This window comes from Salinibacterium sp. SWN248, assembly GCF_015864575.1.
GTDB lineage: Bacteria > Actinomycetota > Actinomycetes > Actinomycetales > Microbacteriaceae > Rhodoglobus.
In genome coordinates, this window is sequence record NZ_JADYWW010000001.1 from 1,528,600 (window position 1) to 1,547,326 (window position 18,727).

The window sequence follows — 18,727 nt, forward strand, 5'->3', positions numbered from 1 at the left end:
GTACCGCACGCTCCAGTTTCGTAGTTACTCCTGCGCCGGGTAGTCCTTCAGGCCCCAGACATCTCCACCCAACGCGGTCAACGTTGCAATAGTCGTCGCCACGCTCGGGATCCGCGTTGCCCCCGGCTGAATGACGTACTGAATGGTGCGCTCACTCGAGGGCTGCGGGGCATGGATGCTCACGCCCTCCGGCAGCGTCAGTGACGACAGCGCCAGCTGGGGGAGAAGCGCCACCCCCAGCCCGCGGGAGACAAAGCTCAGTACCGCGAGAGCGTTATCCGTCTCCAACCCAATCTCTGGGGCGAAACCCTCGATGTTGCACAGGGCAAGCAAATGACCGCGACAGAGGGCACAGCCCGCAATCCACGCGTCGTTCGCAAGATCGGCCAGGCTCACACTGTCGGCATTCGCTAGGGGATGAGTGTCCGGAAGCACCAGTACCACCGGCTCCGTGAACAGCGGCACCGTCGTGTGGCCGCCATCACGCGACAAGTGCGGGTCGGCACGGTCCTCCGGGTACGAGAACGTAATTGCGAGATCCGCTGAGCCGTCCCGCAACAGCTGCAGCGCCTGCGGAGGCTCAGCCTCGACATAATTCACCGTCAAATTCGGATGCTGCTGCCGCAACTGACGAATCAACCGCGGCACGAGCGTCGACGACGCGGTCGGGAAAGCTGCGATGCGCACCGTTCCGCTCGAGAGGCCGGCTAACTCTGCGAGTTCGGCGCTCGCCGCATCCACCGCATTGAGTACAGTCACGGCGTGACTGGCGAGGGCGCGGCCAGCTTCGGTGAGGCGCACCCCGCGGCCCGAGCGCACCACAAGCGCGAGCCCGAGTCGCGACTGGGCGCGAGTGAGGTGCTGACTGAGGGCGGGCTGGCTGTAGCCGAGAACGCGGGCCGCTTCGCTGATCGTGCCGTGTTCAGAAATCGCGCGAACGATGCGCAGCGAGAGAAGGTCTGGCGTGGTGTCCATCGACCAAGCATAACTAAACGTGATCGTTGGTATCCCAATCATGCTCTTGTGGCATATATCCGGGCGCGGGAACATGGTGGCATGACCTCTCCAGCTCTGGCCAGCGCCATCGACAGCTTCGCGAACACCCGCGGGTACCTTTCCGCTGCCACCATGGGGCTCCCCACGTGCGCCGCCGTCACCGAGATGACTGAGAAGCTCGGGCAGTGGGCTACCGCAACCTGCAACCCCATGAACTATGGCGACATCGTCGAACGCACGCGTAGTCACTACGCGCGCCTCGTCGGCGTGGACACCAGTCGCGTCGCGATCGGATCACAAACCTCGGTCATGGCATCCCTCATCGCCTGCTCGCTGCCGGCCGGTTCCGAAGTGCTCGTCGTCGAATCCGACTTCACGTCAATCGTGTTCCCGTTCCTGCAGCACCGCGACCTTCAGGTGCGCGCCGTGCCCCTGGCCGAACTCGCGGATGCCATCACCGATACCACCGCGCTCGTCGCGTTCTCGCTCATCCAATCCTGCAACGGCAAGGTCGCCGATGTCGCGGCGATCACCGCCGCTACCGACCGTCACGGAGCTCGCACTCTCTGCGACATCACGCAGGCCGCCGGCGTTTACCCCGTGGATGCCAGCCAATACGATGCGACCGTGTGCCACGCCTACAAGTGGTTGTGTTCGCCTCGCGGCGTCGCGTTCCTCACAATCTCCGAGGATTTCGCCGAGCACATCACGCCAGTGCAAGCCGGCTGGTACGCGGGGGAAGACGTCTGGTCGAGTGTGTACGGCACCGACATGAACCTTGCGAAAGACGCTCGCCAGTTCGACGTGTCACCCGCGTGGCAGGCTTGGGTCGGTGCCGAGCATCCCATCGCCATGTTTGCTGACCTCGATATCGCCGAAGTCTGGGAGCACTGCACCGGCCTCGCCAACTTGCTGTGCGACGAGCTCGGAATCGAACGCCAGAATCAGGCCATCGTCACGTGGCCGGATGAATCGGGCGCCGACCTCGCCAAGCTGACGGCCGCTGGCATCACCGCCTCCGGTCGCGCTGGCCGTCTTCGCGCCGCATTCCACCTCTGGAATACCGAAGAAGACGTCGCGGCGGTTATCGCTGCGCTGCGTGTCTAGCTAAACTGGATGTCCGCCGACCGTGCATCCAGCTCGGCAGACTATTGGAGTTTCTGTGGCTACGCCTAACCCCCTCGACGCCGTTATCAACCTCGCCAAGCGCCGAGGTTTTGTCTTCCAATCGGGAGAGATCTACGGCGGTTCACGCTCAGCCTGGGACTATGGCCCGCTGGGAACCGCCCTCAAAGAGAACATCAAAAAGCAGTGGTGGCAGACCTTCGTTCAAGGTCGCGAAGACGTCGTCGGGCTCGACTCGGCCGTCATCCTGCCTCGCAAGGTCTGGGAAGCATCCGGTCACGTCGAGGTCTTCTCCGACCCGCTAGTCGAATCGCTGCACACCCACAAGCGTTACCGCGCTGATCACCTTCTCGAAGCCTACGAAGAGAAGCACGGGCACCCTCCCGTCAACGGGCTTGCCGACATCCGCGACCCTGACACCGGTCAGCCCGGATCGTGGACCGAACCGCAGAACTTCTCAGGGCTCCTCAAGACTTACCTCGGCCCCGTCGACAACGAAGAGGGAATGCACTACCTGCGCCCCGAAACCGCGCAGGGCATCTTCACCAACTTCGCCAACGTCATGGGTGCTGCTCGTATGAAGCCGCCCTTCGGAATCGGCCAGGTCGGAAAGTCCTTCCGTAACGAGATCACGCCCGGAAACTTCATTTTCCGTACGCGTGAGTTCGAACAGATGGAGATGGAATTCTTCGTCGAGCCCGGCACCGACGAAGAATGGCACCAGACCTGGATCGACGAATCCATGAAGTGGTACACCGACCTCGGCATCAACCCCGACAACCTGCGCTTCTACGAGCACGCTCAAGAGAAGCTCTCGCACTACTCCAAGCGAACAGTGGATGTTGAGTACCGTTTCCGCTTCGCCGGTAGCGAGTGGGGCGAGCTCATGGGCATCGCTAACCGCACCGACTTCGACCTGCGCACGCACTCCGAGGCATCCGGTTCTGACCTGTCGTACTTCGACCAGGCCAAGGACGAGCGTTGGACGCCGTACGTGATCGAGCCTGCGTTCGGACTCACCCGCGCCCTCATGGCCTTCCTCATCGATGCTTATGCCGAAGACGAGGCGCCCAACGCGAAGGGTGGCGTCGACAAGCGCACCGTTCTGCGCCTCGACCGTCGGCTCTCGCCAGTAAAGGTTGCCGTGCTGCCGCTGTCGCGCAACGAGCGCCTGTCGCCGATGGCGCGTGGCGTTGCTGCTGACCTGCGCAAGTACTGGAACGTCGACTTCGACGACGCCGGTGCGATCGGTCGTCGATACCGTCGTCAAGACGAAATCGGAACCCCGTTCTGCGTCACGATCGACTTCGATTCGCTCGACGACAACGCGGTCACGATCCGTGAGCGCGACACGATGGAACAGAAGCGCATGCCGATCGAAGAGCTGCGCGGCTACCTCGCGCAGGAGCTCATCGGCTGCTAGATCCTGCGGCCAGGCTCTCAGAGTTTCTCGCTGACGGCCCGCACTGCGACACAGCGGACCCGGACACGTTCCGGGTCCGCTTTTCTGTGTGCGCGGTCCTTCGCTGTGGTGGTCTTCGCTGCAGCTCGACGTACCGCCGGACCAACCGCTCTCATCCCGCGGGCTCCCGTCAGAAACTCAGGAGATTCGAGTTCGCGCGCGATTCTGTCGGCGTCAGGCCCGCGGTATCCCGGGCCTCTTGTCGGAGGCACCGACGGATCTCCTGGATTTCCAACTACGACGTGTCATCAACAGGCCCCGCGCACCCCAATAGTCAACTGATCGCCGCCTCTCATGCCACGCGGCGACAACCGCGGTGATGCTGTCGTCATGGTGGATGTACACGAACTGGTTGATGAACTTGGCGGGCTTGCGCAGAAACGTCAGCTGGTCGTGCGGGGAGCCCGCGACCGTGATCTCACCCGAGCAGTCAAGCGGGGCGAGGTCGTCAGGGCACGTCAAGGTTGGTACACAACGGGCGCGGAGGCAGAGTTGCGCGTTCGAGCCGCGCGAGTAGGGGGTCGCCTCACCGGTATCTCCGCGATTGCAGACTGGGGTGGCTGGGTTTTGAGGGAGCATCCGCTGCAGGTGTCAGTGCCCCAGAACGCCTCGCGATTGCGCAGCCAGTGGAATCGGCGGCGCCCACTGGGCCGAAGAAACGGGGTGCAGTTGCACTGGGATCCGCGCTCGGTCCACGAGCGGGGAACAACGTGGCACGTGAGTATTCTCGAGGCGCTCAGACGTGTGGTGGTCGACGAGAGCCTCGAGACGGCCGTTGCTGCAGTGGACTGGGCGCTGCACACCGGGCGGATCGATGAGTTCGATTGTGAGCAGTTGATTCTCATGCTGCCGCGGTACAAGCGCGGGATACGGTCCTGGGTGGATGGGCGTTCTGAGAGCTTGCCGGAGAGCCTTGCGCGCGTTCGGCTACAGCTTCGGGGCCATCGCGTCGAGATTCAAGTTCCTCTGGGGTCCAAGCGGATTGATCTGGTGGTGAACGGTGTCGTTGGGCTTGAGATCAATGGCAAGCAGTTTCATGCGCACACCTTCGAAGAGGATCATCTGAAGGCGATCGAAGTCACCATCGCGGGATTTCACGCGATGAGTGTCAGCGCCAAAATGGTTTTTGCGCAATGGGAGCTGTTTCTGACGGCACTGGAGACGGTACTCGCCTCTTATGCGCGTGCTGACGTTGGAAATTCAGGAGATCTGACGGCTTGCGCGGTCAGGCGCCCCAGATTCCGCGAGACCTAGCGGCGACGATCCCGAATCTCCTGAGTTTCCGACAGCACACGCGGAGAAAGCGCGAACCCAATGACCCAGCAGCGGGGAACGCAAGAGAGAACCCGCACGTGAGGGAATATCTTGGGGCGCAGCGCGTTGACCTTGAGGTGAATAATGCAGCAGCAACCGTGACCGAACCCGTACAAGTCGATATCTGGTCTGATGTTCAGTGCCCCTGGTGCTACATCGGAAAGCGACGCTTTGAAGCCGCCGTAGAAACGTCGGGCATCCCCGTCGAGATCGTGTACCACTCGTTTGAACTCGCTCCCGATACCCCGGTCGAGTATGAGGGCACCCCCATCCAGTTCTTGAGCGAGCGCAAAGGACTCCCGATGCCGCAGGTCGAAGAAATGCTCACGCGCGTCACCGACATCGCATCGAGCGTTGGGCTCGACTATGACTACGAACATATTCACCAGACCAACACGGTGAAGGCGCACGAGCTTCTGCACTTTGCGAAGGCTCGCGGTCGCCAGCTTGAGATGAAAGAGCGTCTTCTTGACGCCTATTTCATCAAGACTGAGCACGTCGGCCGCATCGAGGACCTCGCTGATATCGCGGCCTCGATTGGTTTCGACCGCGCCGAAGTGGTGCGCGTTCTTGAATCGAGCGAGTACCTCCCCGCGGTGAAGGCTGACATGGAACAAGCCATGCAATACGGCATCCAGGGGGTTCCATTCTTCGTGATTGATGGCAAGTATGGGGTTTCGGGCGCGCAAGAAAGCGAAACGTTCGCTAACGTACTCACACAAGTACTTACCGAAAGAGACGTCTAACCCATGGATGCCGCAACGAAGCCAATCCCGACCTTCGCCCTCCAGCAGCTCGGCGACCCGAACGCAGTAGCGTGTGAAGGCGATGCCTGTGGCATCGTCGTTGATGATCACCGCTCGCAAGCCTTCGTCAACCGCCAGATCGACGAAGGTCTGGTCTAGCCAAACGAGGGCAGTGCGCTATCTAACCGACGAAACCGCGGTTCGACCATTCGACGATTTCGGCAACGCTGGCATGTTCCGGTGCGGCTTTAGCCACTCGTGAGGGAATGAGCGTAAGCGGCACAGTGGTCGGGCGCGCCGGCAAGGAAGCGTGGTGCGCTTCGGGTGCGTTGAAGCGTTTGTTGATGAGAGCACCGAGAATGGCACCGCCTCCGAAGCCGAGCGGCAAGAGGAGCAGGTAGAGGGTCGGGTCGAGGTTCGACGCGGTTCCCACCGCCAAGATTCCTCCAACTCCAATGATTGCTCCGATGCTGAGGGCAACCCACCAGCGCTGAAGTCTCGCGTTGTCTTTATCCCAGGCGCGTTGGGCGCGCAGTTGTTCAAGCGCTTCCTCGCGCGGCGCCGCGCTCACCCAGAGGCGGGTTTCGAAGCGGAAGACATTCGGATGCTCGTCGATGGCCATTAGTCAGTTCCTGTTTCGCTCGTAATGTCGGCGACCGTGGCCTCGAGGCCGGTGATCAGATCATCCGTGTGAACCCATGCGGTGTAGCCGTGGTCTCCTGATCCCATCGATACTCGCTTTCCGGCGATGCGTTCGTCGGCGTACACGGGCCAGGCGGTGCTGCTGCCCAATGGGGTGATGGTGCCGCGCGCAAATCCGGTGGCTTCGAGCGCGAGGGAGGCTTCGGGCATCCGCAACTTATTGACGCCGACGACGGCGCGCAGCTTTGGCCACGAAATCTGGCGGTCGCCGGGAACGAGGGCGAAGAGGTAGCTGCCGTCGCTGCGTTTGACGACGAGCGATTTCACGATCTCGGCGGGGGTGATTCCGAGCAACTCGGCGGCGTGTTCGAGGGAGGTGGCTGGTGCGCGTTCGACGATCTCGATCGGGATGCCGCGGCGCTCGGCGTCGTCGCGGACGCGGTCAGTTCCTGCCGTCATTCGGGGCCTCCCGGTATGTGCGGCGCTGGTTCAGGCGCGCCGTGGGACAATTGCTACGTGACCATTCTTGCCCCTGCCGACCCGCGTGTCGCGCCACAGCTCTCAATCGGGAACCTCGACCTTGATGTTCCTGTCGTTTTGGCGCCCATGGCAGGCATCACCAACACCGCTTTTCGCCGGCTCTGCCGCGAGTATGGCGCTGGTCTGTATGTCAGCGAAATGATCACGAGCCGTGCGCTGGTGGAGCGCACGCCCGAGAGCATGCGTCTCATTACGCACCACGAGTCGGAAACCACTCGCAGCATCCAGCTCTACGGCGTTGACCCGAAGACGGTGCGCGAAGCGGTCACAATGTTGGTCGCCGAAGATCGTGCCGACCACATTGACTTGAATTTCGGATGCCCCGTTCCTAAGGTCACTCGCAAGGGTGGGGGAGCGGCGCTTCCGTGGAAGATCGATTTGTTCCGCGACATCGTCGAGGGCGCGGTGAAGGCTGCCGGCGACGTTCCGCTGACGATCAAGATGCGCAAGGGCATCGATTCTGATCATTTGACTTACCTTGAGGCTGCTCGCGTTGGCGCCGGCGCCGGCGTCGCCAGCATCGCTTTGCACGCGCGCACCGCTGCGGAGTTCTACTCGGGGCACGCCGACTGGTCTGCCATCGAAAAGCTCAAGAACACCATCACCGATACTCCGATTCTCGGTAACGGCGACATTTGGAGTGCTGCCGACGCTCTCCGCATGGTCGACGAGACCGGATGCGACGGAGTCGTTGTCGGTCGCGGTTGCCTCGGTCGTCCGTGGCTGTTCGGTGACCTCGCTGCCGCCTTCCGGGGAGAGTCCCTCAAGGCAGAGCCAACACTCGGCGAAGTCGCCATTGCATTTAAGCGTCATGCCGAACTGCTGGTGGAATTCTTTGGCGATGAAGATCGTGCGTGCCGCGACATCCGCAAGCATGTTGCGTGGTATTTCAAGGGCTATGCCGTCGGCGGAGAGTTGCGCGCAGCGATGGCGACCGTGCACGACCTCGCTCAACTCGACGAACTGTTGGCTCAGCTTGACTGGTCGCAGCAGTACCCGGGTGCCGACGCTGAGGGCCAACGCGGTCGCGCAGGCACTCCCAAGAAGCCATCGCTTCCGCAGGGCTGGCTCGATAGCCGTGAACTGCACGAGACTCACCGAAGCGAACTCAACCAAGCAGAATTGAGCACCAGTGGCGGCTAAGGGCTACACCGAGACTGACGCCGAGCGTTGGTTTCCCGAGCAGCACTCGAGTCGTCGGAGCGATTTTGCGCGCGACCGTGCGCGGGTGCTTCACTCGAGTGCGCTGCGCCGCCTAGCCGCCAAGACTCAAGTCTTGAGCCCCACGATGGGCACCGATTTTGCCCGCAATCGCCTCACGCATTCGCTCGAGGTCGCTCAGGTGGGCCGCGAGCTCGCTGACAGTCTGGGCCTCGACCCGGATGTCGTTGACACCGCCTGCCTCTCGCACGACCTCGGGCATCCGCCCTTTGGTCATAATGGCGAGCGGGCGCTCAACGAGTGGGCAGCCGACATTGGCGGCTTCGAGGGCAATGCTCAGACGCTTCGTCTGCTCACGCGCATCGAGCCGAAGGTGTTCGGTCCTGATGGCAAGAGCTACGGCCTCAACCTCACCCGCGCGAGCTTGGACGCGAGCACAAAGTACCCGTGGCCGAGCGCTCAGGGCATTCCTGATCCGAGTGGCCGCAGCAAGTATGGTTTTTTCGACGATGACACGGCCGCGTTCGAGTGGCTTCGCGCTGGTGCTCCCGATCGTCAGCGGTGCATCGAAGCGCAAGTGATGGATCTCTCTGACGACATCGCCTATTCGGTGCACGATTTCGAAGACGCGATCGTTGGCGACTTTATTGATGTCACCGCGCTCGGTGCTCGCGTCAACCATGACGACCTTGTGAAGTCGATGTTTGAGTGGATCGGCGGCGAGTTCACGCACGACGAACTCATTGCTGCCTTCGACCGTCTCGATCTTCTCGACCCGTGGCTCGATCAGTGGGATGGATCCCGTGCCGCCCACGGTCGCCTCAAGAACCTCACGAGTCAGCTCATTGGCCGCTTCGCCGGTGCCGCCGTTCAGGCCACGCGCGAAGCTCACCCCACTGATGCACTCGCTCGCTTCGGCGGCAGCCTCGTGATCCCGGCTGAAATCCAGGCAGAGATTGCGGTGCTCAAGGGCATCGTCGCCGCATTTGTGATGTCGACGAATGCGCGTCGTCCGATCTATCAGCAGCAGCGGGATGTGCTCACTGAGCTGGCCGATGTTCTGCTGTGGACGGCTCCGGTGAACCTCGATTCCGGATTCACCGCCGATTGGAATTCCGCTGAGAACGATCACCAGCGCAAGCGGGCAGTAGTAGATCAGGTGGCTAGCCTTACTGATCAGTCCGCGATTGCGTGGCATACACGTCTGGTTGGCTAGAGTCACATCCCGGTGAGCCTAGAATTGCGGTTGTGGCTGGCCTGATCAAACGAAGTGATATCGACGAGGTGCGTTCGCGCACGAACCTCGCCGACATTGTGGGCGACTACGTCACTCTCAAGAGCGCTGGTTCTGGCTCGATGAAGGGCCTCTGCCCCTTCCACGAAGAGCGCAGCCCTAGCTTCCATGTGCGACCTCAGGTCGGTTTTTATCACTGCTTCGGATGCGGTGAAGGCGGCGACGTCTACACCTTCCTCCAGCGCATGGATCACGTTTCTTTCTCCGAGGCCGTCGAGCGCTTGGCTGGGCGTCTCGGCTACGAACTTCACTATGAGGACGGCGGCGCGGCGACCGATCACGGCAATCGCGCTCGCATTTTGGCCGCCAACCAGGCGGCATCCGATTTCTTTGTTGCGCAGCTTGCAACCCCAGAAGCCGCTCCCGGCCGCAGTTTTCTCGGTGAGCGCGGTTTCGATCAGTCGGCCGCAGAGCGCTTCGGTATCGGTTTCGCGCCGCGCGGTGGCGTACTCATGAAGCACCTCAACACCCTCGGCTTTTCGTCGGAAGAGCTGGTCGTGGCCGGCCTCATCGGCAAGGGGGAGCGAGGCGACTATTACGATCGTTTCCGCGGCCGACTGGTGTGGCCGATCCGCGATGTCACGGGTCAGACGCTGGGCTTCGGCGCCCGCCGTCTACTGGACGACGACAAAGGCCCTAAGTACCTGAACACTCCTGAGACGCCGGTTTATCACAAGAGCCAAGTGCTCTACGGGCTCGATCTGGCCAAGAAAGATATTTCGCGCGGCAAGCAGATCGTCGTTGTCGAGGGCTATACGGATGTCATGGCCTGCCACCTTGCCGGCGTCACGACCGCTGTCGCTACCTGTGGAACCGCGTTTGGCGTCGACCACATCAAGATTGTTCGTCGCATGATCGGCGACTATGACAACGCAGATACCACCGCCACTGGCGAAGTGATCTTCACCTTCGACCCGGATGAGGCGGGCCAGAAGGCCGCAAACCGTGCGTTCGCCGAGGAGCACCGCTTTGCAGCGCAGACCTTCGTTGCGGTGGCATCCGACGGTCTCGACCCGTGCGATTTGCGACTCAAGAAGGGTGACGGCGCGGTGCGTCGTCTCGTCACCACGCGCAAGCCCATGTTTGAGTTCAAGATTCGTCGCGAGTTGGCGGTGCACGATCTCGAAACGGTCGAGGGTCGCGTTGCTGCCTTGCGTGCTGCGGCCCCCGTGGTTGCCGGTATTCGTGACTCGGCGCTCGGTATTGGCTACGTCCGCAGCGTTGCGGGCTGGCTCGGCATGGAGCCCACTGAGGTTCAGGCTGCTGTCACCGAAGCGAAGCGTCACGTTGCACCGTCTGGGCCCTCGAAGGCACCGCAGCAGTCACAGTCCGCATCGTCGTCGCAGGCTCCGCCTGAGGGCTTCGGGGAGGCCCCTGCGCAACCGGGGCCGTCCATCATGAACTTGCGCGTCGATGCCATTACTCGCCTTGAGCGCGACGCCCTTATGGCGGTACTGCAGCATCCGGATGTCGTGGGCGCCGAGCTGATTGGCAAACTGACCCAGATCTCCATCGCTGAGCCATCGCTTGCTGTCGTGCGGGATGCAATTGCCTCTCTTGCCGATCGAGCGCTGGAGCCAGGGTGGGCATCCGCGATCGCCGATGAGGTGCCGTCGTCGTTTTCCACGTTCGTGAAGCAGCTGAGTGTTGCGCCGATTCCGGAGCGTGAGGAACGAATCCCGGTGTATTGCGTTCAGGTGACGACCGACCTGATTGAGCGTGATTTCTTGAGGCAAAAACGTGAACTTCTGGGGGTACTCCAGCGCATGGATCGCGAGAGCGATCCGGAGCGCTATGTGCAGACTCAGCGCGACCTCATGCGGATCGAAGCGGAGCGTCGAGCGCTGCGCGACGAGTCCTAGCTGCTGCTCTTTGGTTGCGTTCGTGTAAATATCCCTCTTTCGCGGGTAAACGATCTAGTCTCGAAGGTTCCTCGTGTGTTACTACTGAGGAACTACGATGCGCGGTGCCTACAAACGCGCCGTCGCATGTTCTGCACGCAACAGGAAGAGGTAGACGGATATGACATCCGCATCCAAGAGCAGCAAGCGAGTCCTTGCTGTCATTGCCGGCTCAGCAGCGTTCGCGCTCGCTTTGACCGGTTGCCAAGTTGGAGGAGACTCCAGCGGTGGCGGTTCCGAGTCGCTTATCGTGGGCACGACTGACAAAGTCACGTTCCTCGACCCGGCTGGTTCGTACGACAACGGTTCTTTCGCCCTGATGAATCAGGTGTTCCCGTTCTTGCTCAACTCGCCGCTGGGCACCTCCGATGTTGAACCTGACATTGCAGAGTCCGCGGAGTACACGAGCGACGACGAGTACACCGTAGTGCTCAAGTCGGGCCTCACGTTTGCCAACGGCAACGACCTCACGTCGTCAGACGTGAAGTTCAGCTTTGACCGTCAGGTTGCGATCAACGACGAGAACGGTCCTTCCGTGCTCTTGGGCAACATCGACAGCGTTGAAGCCGTCGATGACACCACCGTTGTCTTCCACTTGAAGAACGGAAACGACCAGACGTTCGCGCAGATCCTGTCGAGCCCGGCCGCCCCGATTGTTGACGAGGAAGTTTTCTCGGCTGACGCAGTCACCCCCGACGAGGAAATCGTTGATGGTATGGCGTTCGCTGGCCAGTACGTCATCGAAAGCTACGACTTCAACAACATCGTGTCGTTCACGGCCAACCCTGACTACCAGGGTGTTCTTGGCGCTGCAGCGACCGACAGCATCACGCTGAAGTACTACACCGATGCTTCGAACCTGAAGCTCGATGTTCAAGAGGGCAACATTGACGTCGCGCACCGCAGCCTGTCTGCAACCGACGTCGCTGACCTCGAGGGCAACGACAATGTCAACGTCATCGTTGGCCCCGGTGGCGAAATCCGCTACATCGTCTTCAACTTCGACACGCAGCCGTACGGCGCGAAGACTCCCGAGGCTGACGCCGCGAAGTCGCTCGCTGTTCGTGGTGCTGTTGCTGACCTCATCGACCGCCAGGAAATCTCTGACCAGGTTTACAAGGGCACCTACCTGCCGTTGTACTCCTACGTTCCGGACGGACTGACCGGCGCTACCGAGGTTCTCAAGGACCTCTACGGCGACGGCGACGGGGGACCGAGCGTTGAAGCAGCTCAGAAGCGTCTTGCTGATGCTGGTGTTGACACTCCAGTGAAGCTCAACCTCCAGTACAACCCTGACCACTACGGTGAGTCTTCGGGTGACGAGTACGCGTTGGTTAAGAGCCAGCTTGAGGCTGACGGAGTCTTCGAAGTCAACCTGCAGTCGACCGAGTGGGTTACCTACGCGAGTGAGCGTACGGCCGATGCTTACCCGGCTTACCAGCTGGGTTGGTTCCCGGACTACTCCGACGCTGACAACTACCTGACCCCGTTCTTCGGTGATGGTAACTTCCTCGGAAACCACTACGCGGATGCCGAAGTCAACGATCTGATCGTTGCTCAGGCAACCGAACTCGACCCCGCCACGCGTGAGGGAATGATCGAGGACATTCAGGCGAAGGTTGGAGCTCAGCTGTCGACCGTGCCGTTCCTTCAGGGAGCACAAATCGCTGTTACGGGCAAGGACGTTACCGGAGCTACGCTCGACGGTTCGTTCAAGTTCCGCTACGGCAGCTTGGCCAAGTAGGAGCAATTCGCTCTAGTTAGGCCTTGGCCTAGCGAAATGACTCAAGGGGGTGGCCCACACACAATGTGGGTCACCTCCTCGTCTTCGTTCTCTGCACGATAGGTAGGTATGTCGCAGTCCGCTCCCGCCGTGATCAATCCGGCACAGTCAGAACCGCCCACCCGGCGTTTTCGGGGGATCACAAATCCTCTCGCTCGTTTTCTTATAGTCCGTTTTATCCTGATTTTCCCGACCGTGTTCATCCTTGTGACGATGGTGTTCTTGTTGATGCGCTCGATCGGTGATCCCATCACGGCGGCCCTGGGTGACCGTCTGACGGCCGCTCAGCTCGCTGAGCGCATTAGTGCTGCAGGCTACGACCGTCCGCTCTTGGTCCAATATTTCGAATACCTCGGGCAGGTCTTCACCGGCAACTTCGGCACCGCCATCACCGATGGTCGTCCCGTCTCCGAGTTGCTCGTGACCTACGGCAGTGCAACGCTCGAGCTCGCGTTCTACGCGGTTCTGGTGGCGCTGGTCGTCGGCATTCCCCTCGGTATGGTCGCGGCGTACTTCCGAGACAAGTGGCCGGATGCCGTGCTGCGTGTTGCCGCGATCCTCGCCTACGCAACTCCGGTCTTCTTTGCGGGGCTGCTTCTCAAGCTCGTGTTTGCGGTGTGGCTGAAGGTGCTGCCGGTGGCAGGCCGAGCATCCACTCGCACAGAGTTGCAACTGACGTCGCTCGACAACAAGTCGGGCATCTATCTGATTGACGCGTTCCGGCTCGGTAGCCCGGCAGCAATCGGTGATGTGCTCTCGCACGCCGTGCTGCCTGGTCTTGCGCTCGGTCTCCTCACGGCCGGCATCTTCTTGCGGCTCGTGCGCACCAATGTCATCGGTTCGCTATCGATGGACTACGTGGATGCTGCGCGCTCTCGTGGCGTGAGCGAATACCGTCTCGTGCGCAAGCACGCCTACAAGCCCGCGCTTATTCCGATCATCACGGTGATCGGCTTGCAGATCGCCCTCCTGTTGGGAGGCGCGGTGCTGACTGAAACCACCTTCGAGTGGAAGGGCCTTGGCTTCAAGCTCGTCGAGTATCTGGGTGCTCGTGACTTTGTAGCGGTGCAGGGCATCGTGGTGTTGCTCGCTGTGATCGTGGCACTGACCAACTTCATCGTCGACATCATTGCGGCGATTATCGACCCGAGGGTGAGGTACTAATCATGACAACGACACCCTCACGTTTTGTGGCTGTGTGGCGCAAACTGCCTATTGTTCATCAGGTCCGCCAGTCGGTAGGGCTCCAGCGCGGCATGCTTGTTGCCGGGCTCATCTTGACGGGCATCTTCTTGCTGACGGCACTTTTTGCTCCGCTGCTTGCTCCCTACGGTTTCTCGCAATTGCGCGACGACGAAGGTTCCTTTGGCGCGCAGGTTCCGCCGGGCGGCCAACACATTTTGGGCACCACCGTCGGTGGCTACGATGTGCTCTCGCGAGTGATTTGGGGTTCGCGTACCGCGCTGCTCGTGATCGTCGTCGCCGTTGCGCTGTCGATCTTTGCTGGAGTGCTTCTCGGTCTGGTCTCGGGTTACCTCGGCAGCTGGATCGACCGCGTTCTCGTGGTTATCTCTGACGCGGTGTACGCGTTCCCGACCCTCCTGCTCGCGATCGTCGCGGCTATTGCGATTAGCGGTGGCCAGTCGAGTTTCTGGGGTGGTGTGTTTGCGGCGGCGGTATCGATCACTGTGGTCTATATCCCGCAGTATTTCCGCGTCATCCGTGCTGAAACGGTGCGCATCAAGTCGGAGGCCTACGTCGAGTCGGCGAAGGTCATTGGCTCAAGCACTCCGCGGATCATGTTCCGTCACGTGTTCCGCAACGCGACGCGCACCCTGCCCTTGATCTTCACGCTCAACAGCTCGGAGGCCATCCTGACTCTCGCGGGTCTTGGCTTCCTCGGCTTCGGTATTGAGCCGTCCGCTGCGGCCGAGTGGGGTTACGACCTCAACAAGTCGATTTCGGATGTCACGAGCGGCATTTGGTGGACGTCGCTGTTCCCCGGGCTCGCGATCGTTCTCGTAGTTCTCGGAATCACTCTGGTGGGGGAGTCTCTCAATGACCTCGCTGATCCCCGCTTGCGCACGCGTCGTCGTGCCGACCAGTCGGCGCCGGTTCTCGAAACCGCCGCTCTCTCGACGGTCGACCTTGATGGCGATGTGAATTCTATTGACCCGCTGGAGGCTCGCTCATGAGCAACATTGTTGAGATCAGGAATCTCGAAGTAACGTTCGCGACCGATGGCGGAGACGTCAAAGCTGTCGATGATGTGTCGCTGAGTCTCGCTCCGGGCGAGGTTCTAGCGATCGTCGGCGAGAGTGGCAGTGGCAAGAGCGTGACGGCCAAGTCTGTTCTCGGGCTGTTGCCCGAGACGGCGGTGTCACGCGGTGCCATTGTGCTCAATGGCAAAGAAGTTATTGGCATGTCGGGCAAGCGTTTGCGTGAGCTTCGTGGCGTCGACGTGGCGATGGTCTTCCAGGAGCCATCGACAGCGCTCAATCCCGTTTTCACGGTGGGGTGGCAAATCGCAGAGGGGCTTCGCGCCCACGGCAATGTGAGCAAGCGCGAGGCTCGAACGAAAGCGATCGAGATCCTGCGCAAGGTGGGCATTCCGGAGCCAGAGTCGCGCGTTGACTACTACCCGCACCAGTTCTCGGGTGGACAGAAGCAGCGTGTCGTCATCGCCATGGCGCTCGTGCTCGAGCCAGAGCTCATCGTGGCCGACGAGCCAACAACCGCTCTGGATGTCACCGTTCAGGCAGAAATCCTCGATCTGCTGCGCCGGTGCCGTGATGAGTTCGGTGCCGCGATCATCCTGATCACCCACAACATGGGTATCGTCGCCGATCTCTCCGATCGTGTTGCCGTGATGTATCAGGGCAAGCTGGTTGAAGAAGCCCCAGCTCAGCAGTTGTTTGATTCGGCCAAGCACCCTTACACGCAGAAGTTGCTTGCCGCCGTTCCACGTATCGGTTCTGGTGCTTCGCGCGCCGCGGCACGCGTGTCTGATCGTGCGGCTGCTGGAGGCGAGAAGGATGTCGAACCTGTCGTCATCGCTGACAACCTCGAGATCGAGTTCCCGGGCCGTTTCGGTCGCGCACCGTTCCGTGCTGTCGATCGCGTGAGCTTCACAATCTCACCCGGCGAAGTCCTCGGGCTGGTCGGCGAGAGCGGTTCGGGCAAAACCACGATCGGTCGTGCCATTGGTGGGCTCAACAAAATCACCGGTGGTTCGTTGTCTGTTCTGGGCCACGAGATGCTGGGCTTCAAGGAACGTCAGTTTCGGCCACTGCGCAGCGACATTGGTTTCGTCTTCCAAGACCCTGCCTCCAGCTTCAACCCGCTGCTCACCATCGCCCAGTGCGTTGCTGAGCCGCTGATCGTGCACGGTAAGGCCGAAGACCCGAACGATGCGCGCGGACGTGTTGACGAGCTTCTCGAGGCCGTTCAGTTGCCGCGCGCTTTCGGCGACCGTTTCCCGCATGAGCTGAGCGGTGGACAGCGCCAGCGCGCCAGCCTCGCGCGTTCACTCGCGCTGCGGCCGCGGCTGCTGATCGCCGACGAACCGACGAGTGCGCTTGACGTGTCGGTTCAAGCGAAAGTGCTTGAGTTGTTCGCTGATCTGCAACGGGATCTCGGATTCGCGGCCCTGTTCATTAGTCACGATCTTGCGGTTGTCGATATGCTCTCCGATCGCATTGCGGTGCTCTACAAGGGGCAGCTTGTCGAGGAAGGCGTGGGGTCTGAGGTGCTCGGCAATCCGCAGCATCCGTACACTCAACGACTGTTGGCATCGCTGCCCGTGCCGGATCCTCGCGAGCAGACCGAGCGCCGCGAAGCACTGAGGGCGCTGACTGCCGTAGATTATTGAGGTGACTTCTACTCAGCCCACCGTGAGCGCCCGCGACTTGTCGCTGCGTTACCCGTCACGGAACCCTGAAACGCGTTCGGTTGCCGTCAATGGGCTGAGTTTTGAGATTGCCGCTGGCGAAGTATTGACTGTCGTGGGCGAGAGCGGCTCGGGCAAGAGCACTCTCGCCAAAGCGATTGCCCTTCACGCCGAGACGGGCGCCTACGGCTCGCCGCTGTTCAGCGGGGGAGAGCTCTCTGTGCTCGGCACCGAACTGCGCTCGGTGAGTCGGCGCAAGCGCGATCACTTGAGCTTGCGCGTGGGCTACCTGCCTCAGGATGCCGGTAATCACCTCAACAGTCGTCTCACGGTTGGCGAGAACATCGCCGAACCAATTTTCGTGCGCGATCGTCGTTTCAATCAAAGAGAAGCTGCCGAGGCTGTGGCGACCCTCATTGACACGGTGCGTTTGCCGCTTTCGGTCATGAACCGCTACCCGTACGAGTTGAGCAAGGGGCAGCGTCAACGTGTTGCGATCGCCCGCGCCATGATCTTGGAACCGCAACTTCTCGTGGCCGACGACCCCACCGCGGGTATTGACGTCAACGTGCGCGCAGCCATCCTTGACCTCATCGTTGATCTGCAAGCGCAGCGCGAATTCTCGGCACTGCTGGTCACCGCTGACCTGGCCGCGGTTCGCCGGGTGGCGACGAATGTTGCCATCATGCATCGCGGCATCCTCGTCGGCACCGGAGAGCTGTCAGAAGTCCTTTCCGACCCGTGGCATCCCTACGTGAAGGGGCTCGCCAACTCACTTGTGGAGCTCGAACGTGACCAACACTAGAGAAACAACGCCCGACATCACTCCCGTGCCTGCCTCGACCTGGTTGGTCGGCGGCTGGGGTGCTGACATGGAGTGCGAGTCCGAAGGCATCTCTGTCCTGCGCAGTAGGCCGGATGGATCGCTCGAGCTCGCGCACCGCGTTGCAGACGTGCCCTCGGCATCCTTCATCGTGGTCGACGGTGACCGGGTGTATTCGACGCTCGAAGGATCAGGCCAGGTCGCAGCATTCGAGCGCGATGGCGAGACACTCAGCAATCCGGCGTTCACCGCTAGCGGAGGTCAATACCCCTGCCACATCACGGTTCACGGCTCCACGATTATTGCTGCAAACTATGGCACCGGCACGCTCGGAGTGATTGAAGCCGGCGCTGAGTCCACGGCGCTCGACACGCGTCAGGTCGTCGAGACTGTTGGCCTCGGTCCGCGACCGCAACAGGAGGGGCCGCACGCGCACTCCTCCGTTTTTGTCGATGACAACACCCTCTTCACGCTCGATTTGGGCGCCGACCTCATCCGCATTTTTAGCTATGCCGATTTCGCGATCGAACAGATCGCTGAGCTCGCTACCCCGGCAGGGTTTGGGCCGCGCGATATCGTCGCCCGCCCCGGCAATCTGTTCTATGTGCTGGGGGAACACGGATGCGGCTTGCTCGTTGTCGAGTGGAAGAACCGTGCACTGAAGCAACTGTGCTCCATCGCGCTGCCCGGTGCTGTGGAAGGCGACCAAGCCTCCGCAATCGCGATCTCTGCAGACGGCCGTTTCGCCTATGCCGGCGTGCGCCATAGTAACCAGATTGCGGTCATGACGATTGCCGACGATGGTCGCAGCGTTGCACCGCTTACTTCTGTGTCGTGCGAGGGGAACTGGCCGCGACACATCATCATGGGCGACGACATTCTTCACGTCTGCAACCAGTATTCGCACGAAGTGGCTAGTTTCAGAATCGATCCGAACGGTATTCCGCAGCTGATTGCCCCGCCAACTCGGGTACTTTCGCCAACATACCTCGCCAGAATCGTCTGATGGTTTTTCAACTGCGAAATCATTTGCTAAAGTAATTGAGTTGCA

The 18,727-nt window shown here is 61.1% G+C and carries 17 protein-coding genes; 14 read left to right on the forward strand and 3 right to left on the reverse strand.

The features are described 5' to 3' along the window. Positions 1–24: 24 nt before the first annotated feature. On the reverse strand, positions 25–975 hold the full coding sequence (locus tag I6E73_RS07335) for a LysR family transcriptional regulator (RefSeq protein ID WP_197124237.1): 951 nt from the start codon (positions 973–975) through the stop codon (positions 25–27). Between the two features lie 81 nt (positions 976–1,056). Here I6E73_RS07335 and I6E73_RS07340 point away from each other — a divergent pair, with 81 nt between their 5' ends. The 5 genes from I6E73_RS07340 (at position 1,057) to I6E73_RS07360 (ending at position 5,802) form a co-directional block, all read left to right on the forward strand. After that, the gene (locus tag I6E73_RS07340) at positions 1,057–2,103 is read left to right on the forward strand and encodes an aminotransferase class V-fold PLP-dependent enzyme (protein ID WP_197124239.1); all 1,047 of its coding nucleotides are present in this window, start codon (positions 1,057–1,059) and stop codon (positions 2,101–2,103) included. 55 nt (positions 2,104–2,158) lie between these two features. Continuing rightward, positions 2,159–3,544, forward strand: a complete 1,386-nt coding sequence (locus I6E73_RS07345; RefSeq protein ID WP_197105815.1) for a glycine--tRNA ligase — start codon at positions 2,159–2,161, stop codon at positions 3,542–3,544. A gap of 756 nt (positions 3,545–4,300) precedes the next feature. Beyond that, positions 4,301–4,837, forward strand: coding sequence for a hypothetical protein (locus I6E73_RS07350; protein WP_197124241.1), 537 nt, complete (start codon positions 4,301–4,303; stop codon positions 4,835–4,837). A 158-nt stretch (positions 4,838–4,995) separates the two neighbouring features. Continuing rightward, complete coding sequence (locus tag I6E73_RS07355) at positions 4,996–5,643, forward strand: DsbA family protein (protein WP_197125196.1); 648 nt, start codon at positions 4,996–4,998, stop codon at positions 5,641–5,643. A gap of 3 nt (positions 5,644–5,646) precedes the next feature. Then, entirely contained in the window at positions 5,647–5,802 is a 156-nt protein-coding gene (locus tag I6E73_RS07360; RefSeq protein WP_197124243.1) for a hypothetical protein, read from the forward strand. Positions 5,803–5,824: 22 nt separating this feature from the next. Here I6E73_RS07360 and I6E73_RS07365 read toward each other — a convergent pair whose 3' ends face one another. Continuing rightward, positions 5,825–6,265 (reverse strand): hypothetical protein, encoded by a 441-nt coding sequence (locus tag I6E73_RS07365; RefSeq protein ID WP_197124256.1) that lies wholly within the window; start codon positions 6,263–6,265, stop codon positions 5,825–5,827. Continuing rightward, positions 6,265–6,744 (reverse strand): aminoacyl-tRNA deacylase, encoded by a 480-nt coding sequence (locus tag I6E73_RS07370; RefSeq protein ID WP_197124258.1) that lies wholly within the window; start codon positions 6,742–6,744, stop codon positions 6,265–6,267. The genes I6E73_RS07365 and I6E73_RS07370 overlap by 1 nt, the downstream gene beginning before the upstream one ends. Before the next feature lie 15 nt (positions 6,745–6,759). Between I6E73_RS07370 and dusB the strand changes: the two genes are divergently transcribed. The 9 genes from dusB to I6E73_RS07415 all read left to right on the forward strand — a co-directional run bounded on the left by dusB (position 6,760) and on the right by I6E73_RS07415 (position 18,682). Continuing rightward, on the forward strand, positions 6,760–7,968 hold the full coding sequence (gene dusB, locus I6E73_RS07375) for a tRNA dihydrouridine synthase DusB (RefSeq protein ID WP_231600587.1): 1,209 nt from the start codon (positions 6,760–6,762) through the stop codon (positions 7,966–7,968). Further along, positions 7,958–9,202, forward strand: a complete 1,245-nt coding sequence (locus I6E73_RS07380) for a deoxyguanosinetriphosphate triphosphohydrolase (RefSeq protein ID WP_197109848.1) — start codon at positions 7,958–7,960, stop codon at positions 9,200–9,202. Before dusB ends, I6E73_RS07380 begins: the two co-directional genes overlap by 11 nt. Before the next feature lie 32 nt (positions 9,203–9,234). Next, entirely contained in the window at positions 9,235–11,142 is a 1,908-nt protein-coding gene (dnaG, locus tag I6E73_RS07385; RefSeq protein WP_197124262.1) for a DNA primase, read from the forward strand. 160 nt (positions 11,143–11,302) lie between these two features. Continuing rightward, positions 11,303–12,925: an ABC transporter substrate-binding protein gene (locus I6E73_RS07390; protein WP_197124264.1), complete on the forward strand. Its 1,623-nt coding sequence runs from the start codon at positions 11,303–11,305 to the stop codon at positions 12,923–12,925. 108 nt (positions 12,926–13,033) lie between these two features. Beyond that, on the forward strand, positions 13,034–14,128 hold the full coding sequence (locus I6E73_RS07395) for an ABC transporter permease (RefSeq protein WP_197124266.1): 1,095 nt from the start codon (positions 13,034–13,036) through the stop codon (positions 14,126–14,128). A 2-nt stretch (positions 14,129–14,130) separates the two neighbouring features. Beyond that, entirely contained in the window at positions 14,131–15,159 is a 1,029-nt protein-coding gene (locus I6E73_RS07400; protein WP_197124268.1) for an ABC transporter permease, read from the forward strand. Continuing rightward, positions 15,156–16,835, forward strand: a complete 1,680-nt coding sequence (locus tag I6E73_RS07405) for an ABC transporter ATP-binding protein (protein WP_197124270.1) — start codon at positions 15,156–15,158, stop codon at positions 16,833–16,835. Before I6E73_RS07400 ends, I6E73_RS07405 begins: the two co-directional genes overlap by 4 nt. A gap of 1 nt (position 16,836) precedes the next feature. Next, complete coding sequence (locus tag I6E73_RS07410) at positions 16,837–17,658, forward strand: ABC transporter ATP-binding protein (RefSeq protein ID WP_307784248.1); 822 nt, start codon at positions 16,837–16,839, stop codon at positions 17,656–17,658. Next, entirely contained in the window at positions 17,645–18,682 is a 1,038-nt protein-coding gene (locus tag I6E73_RS07415; protein ID WP_307784249.1) for a beta-propeller fold lactonase family protein, read from the forward strand. The genes I6E73_RS07410 and I6E73_RS07415 overlap by 14 nt, the downstream gene beginning before the upstream one ends. Positions 18,683–18,727 lie beyond the last annotated feature (45 nt).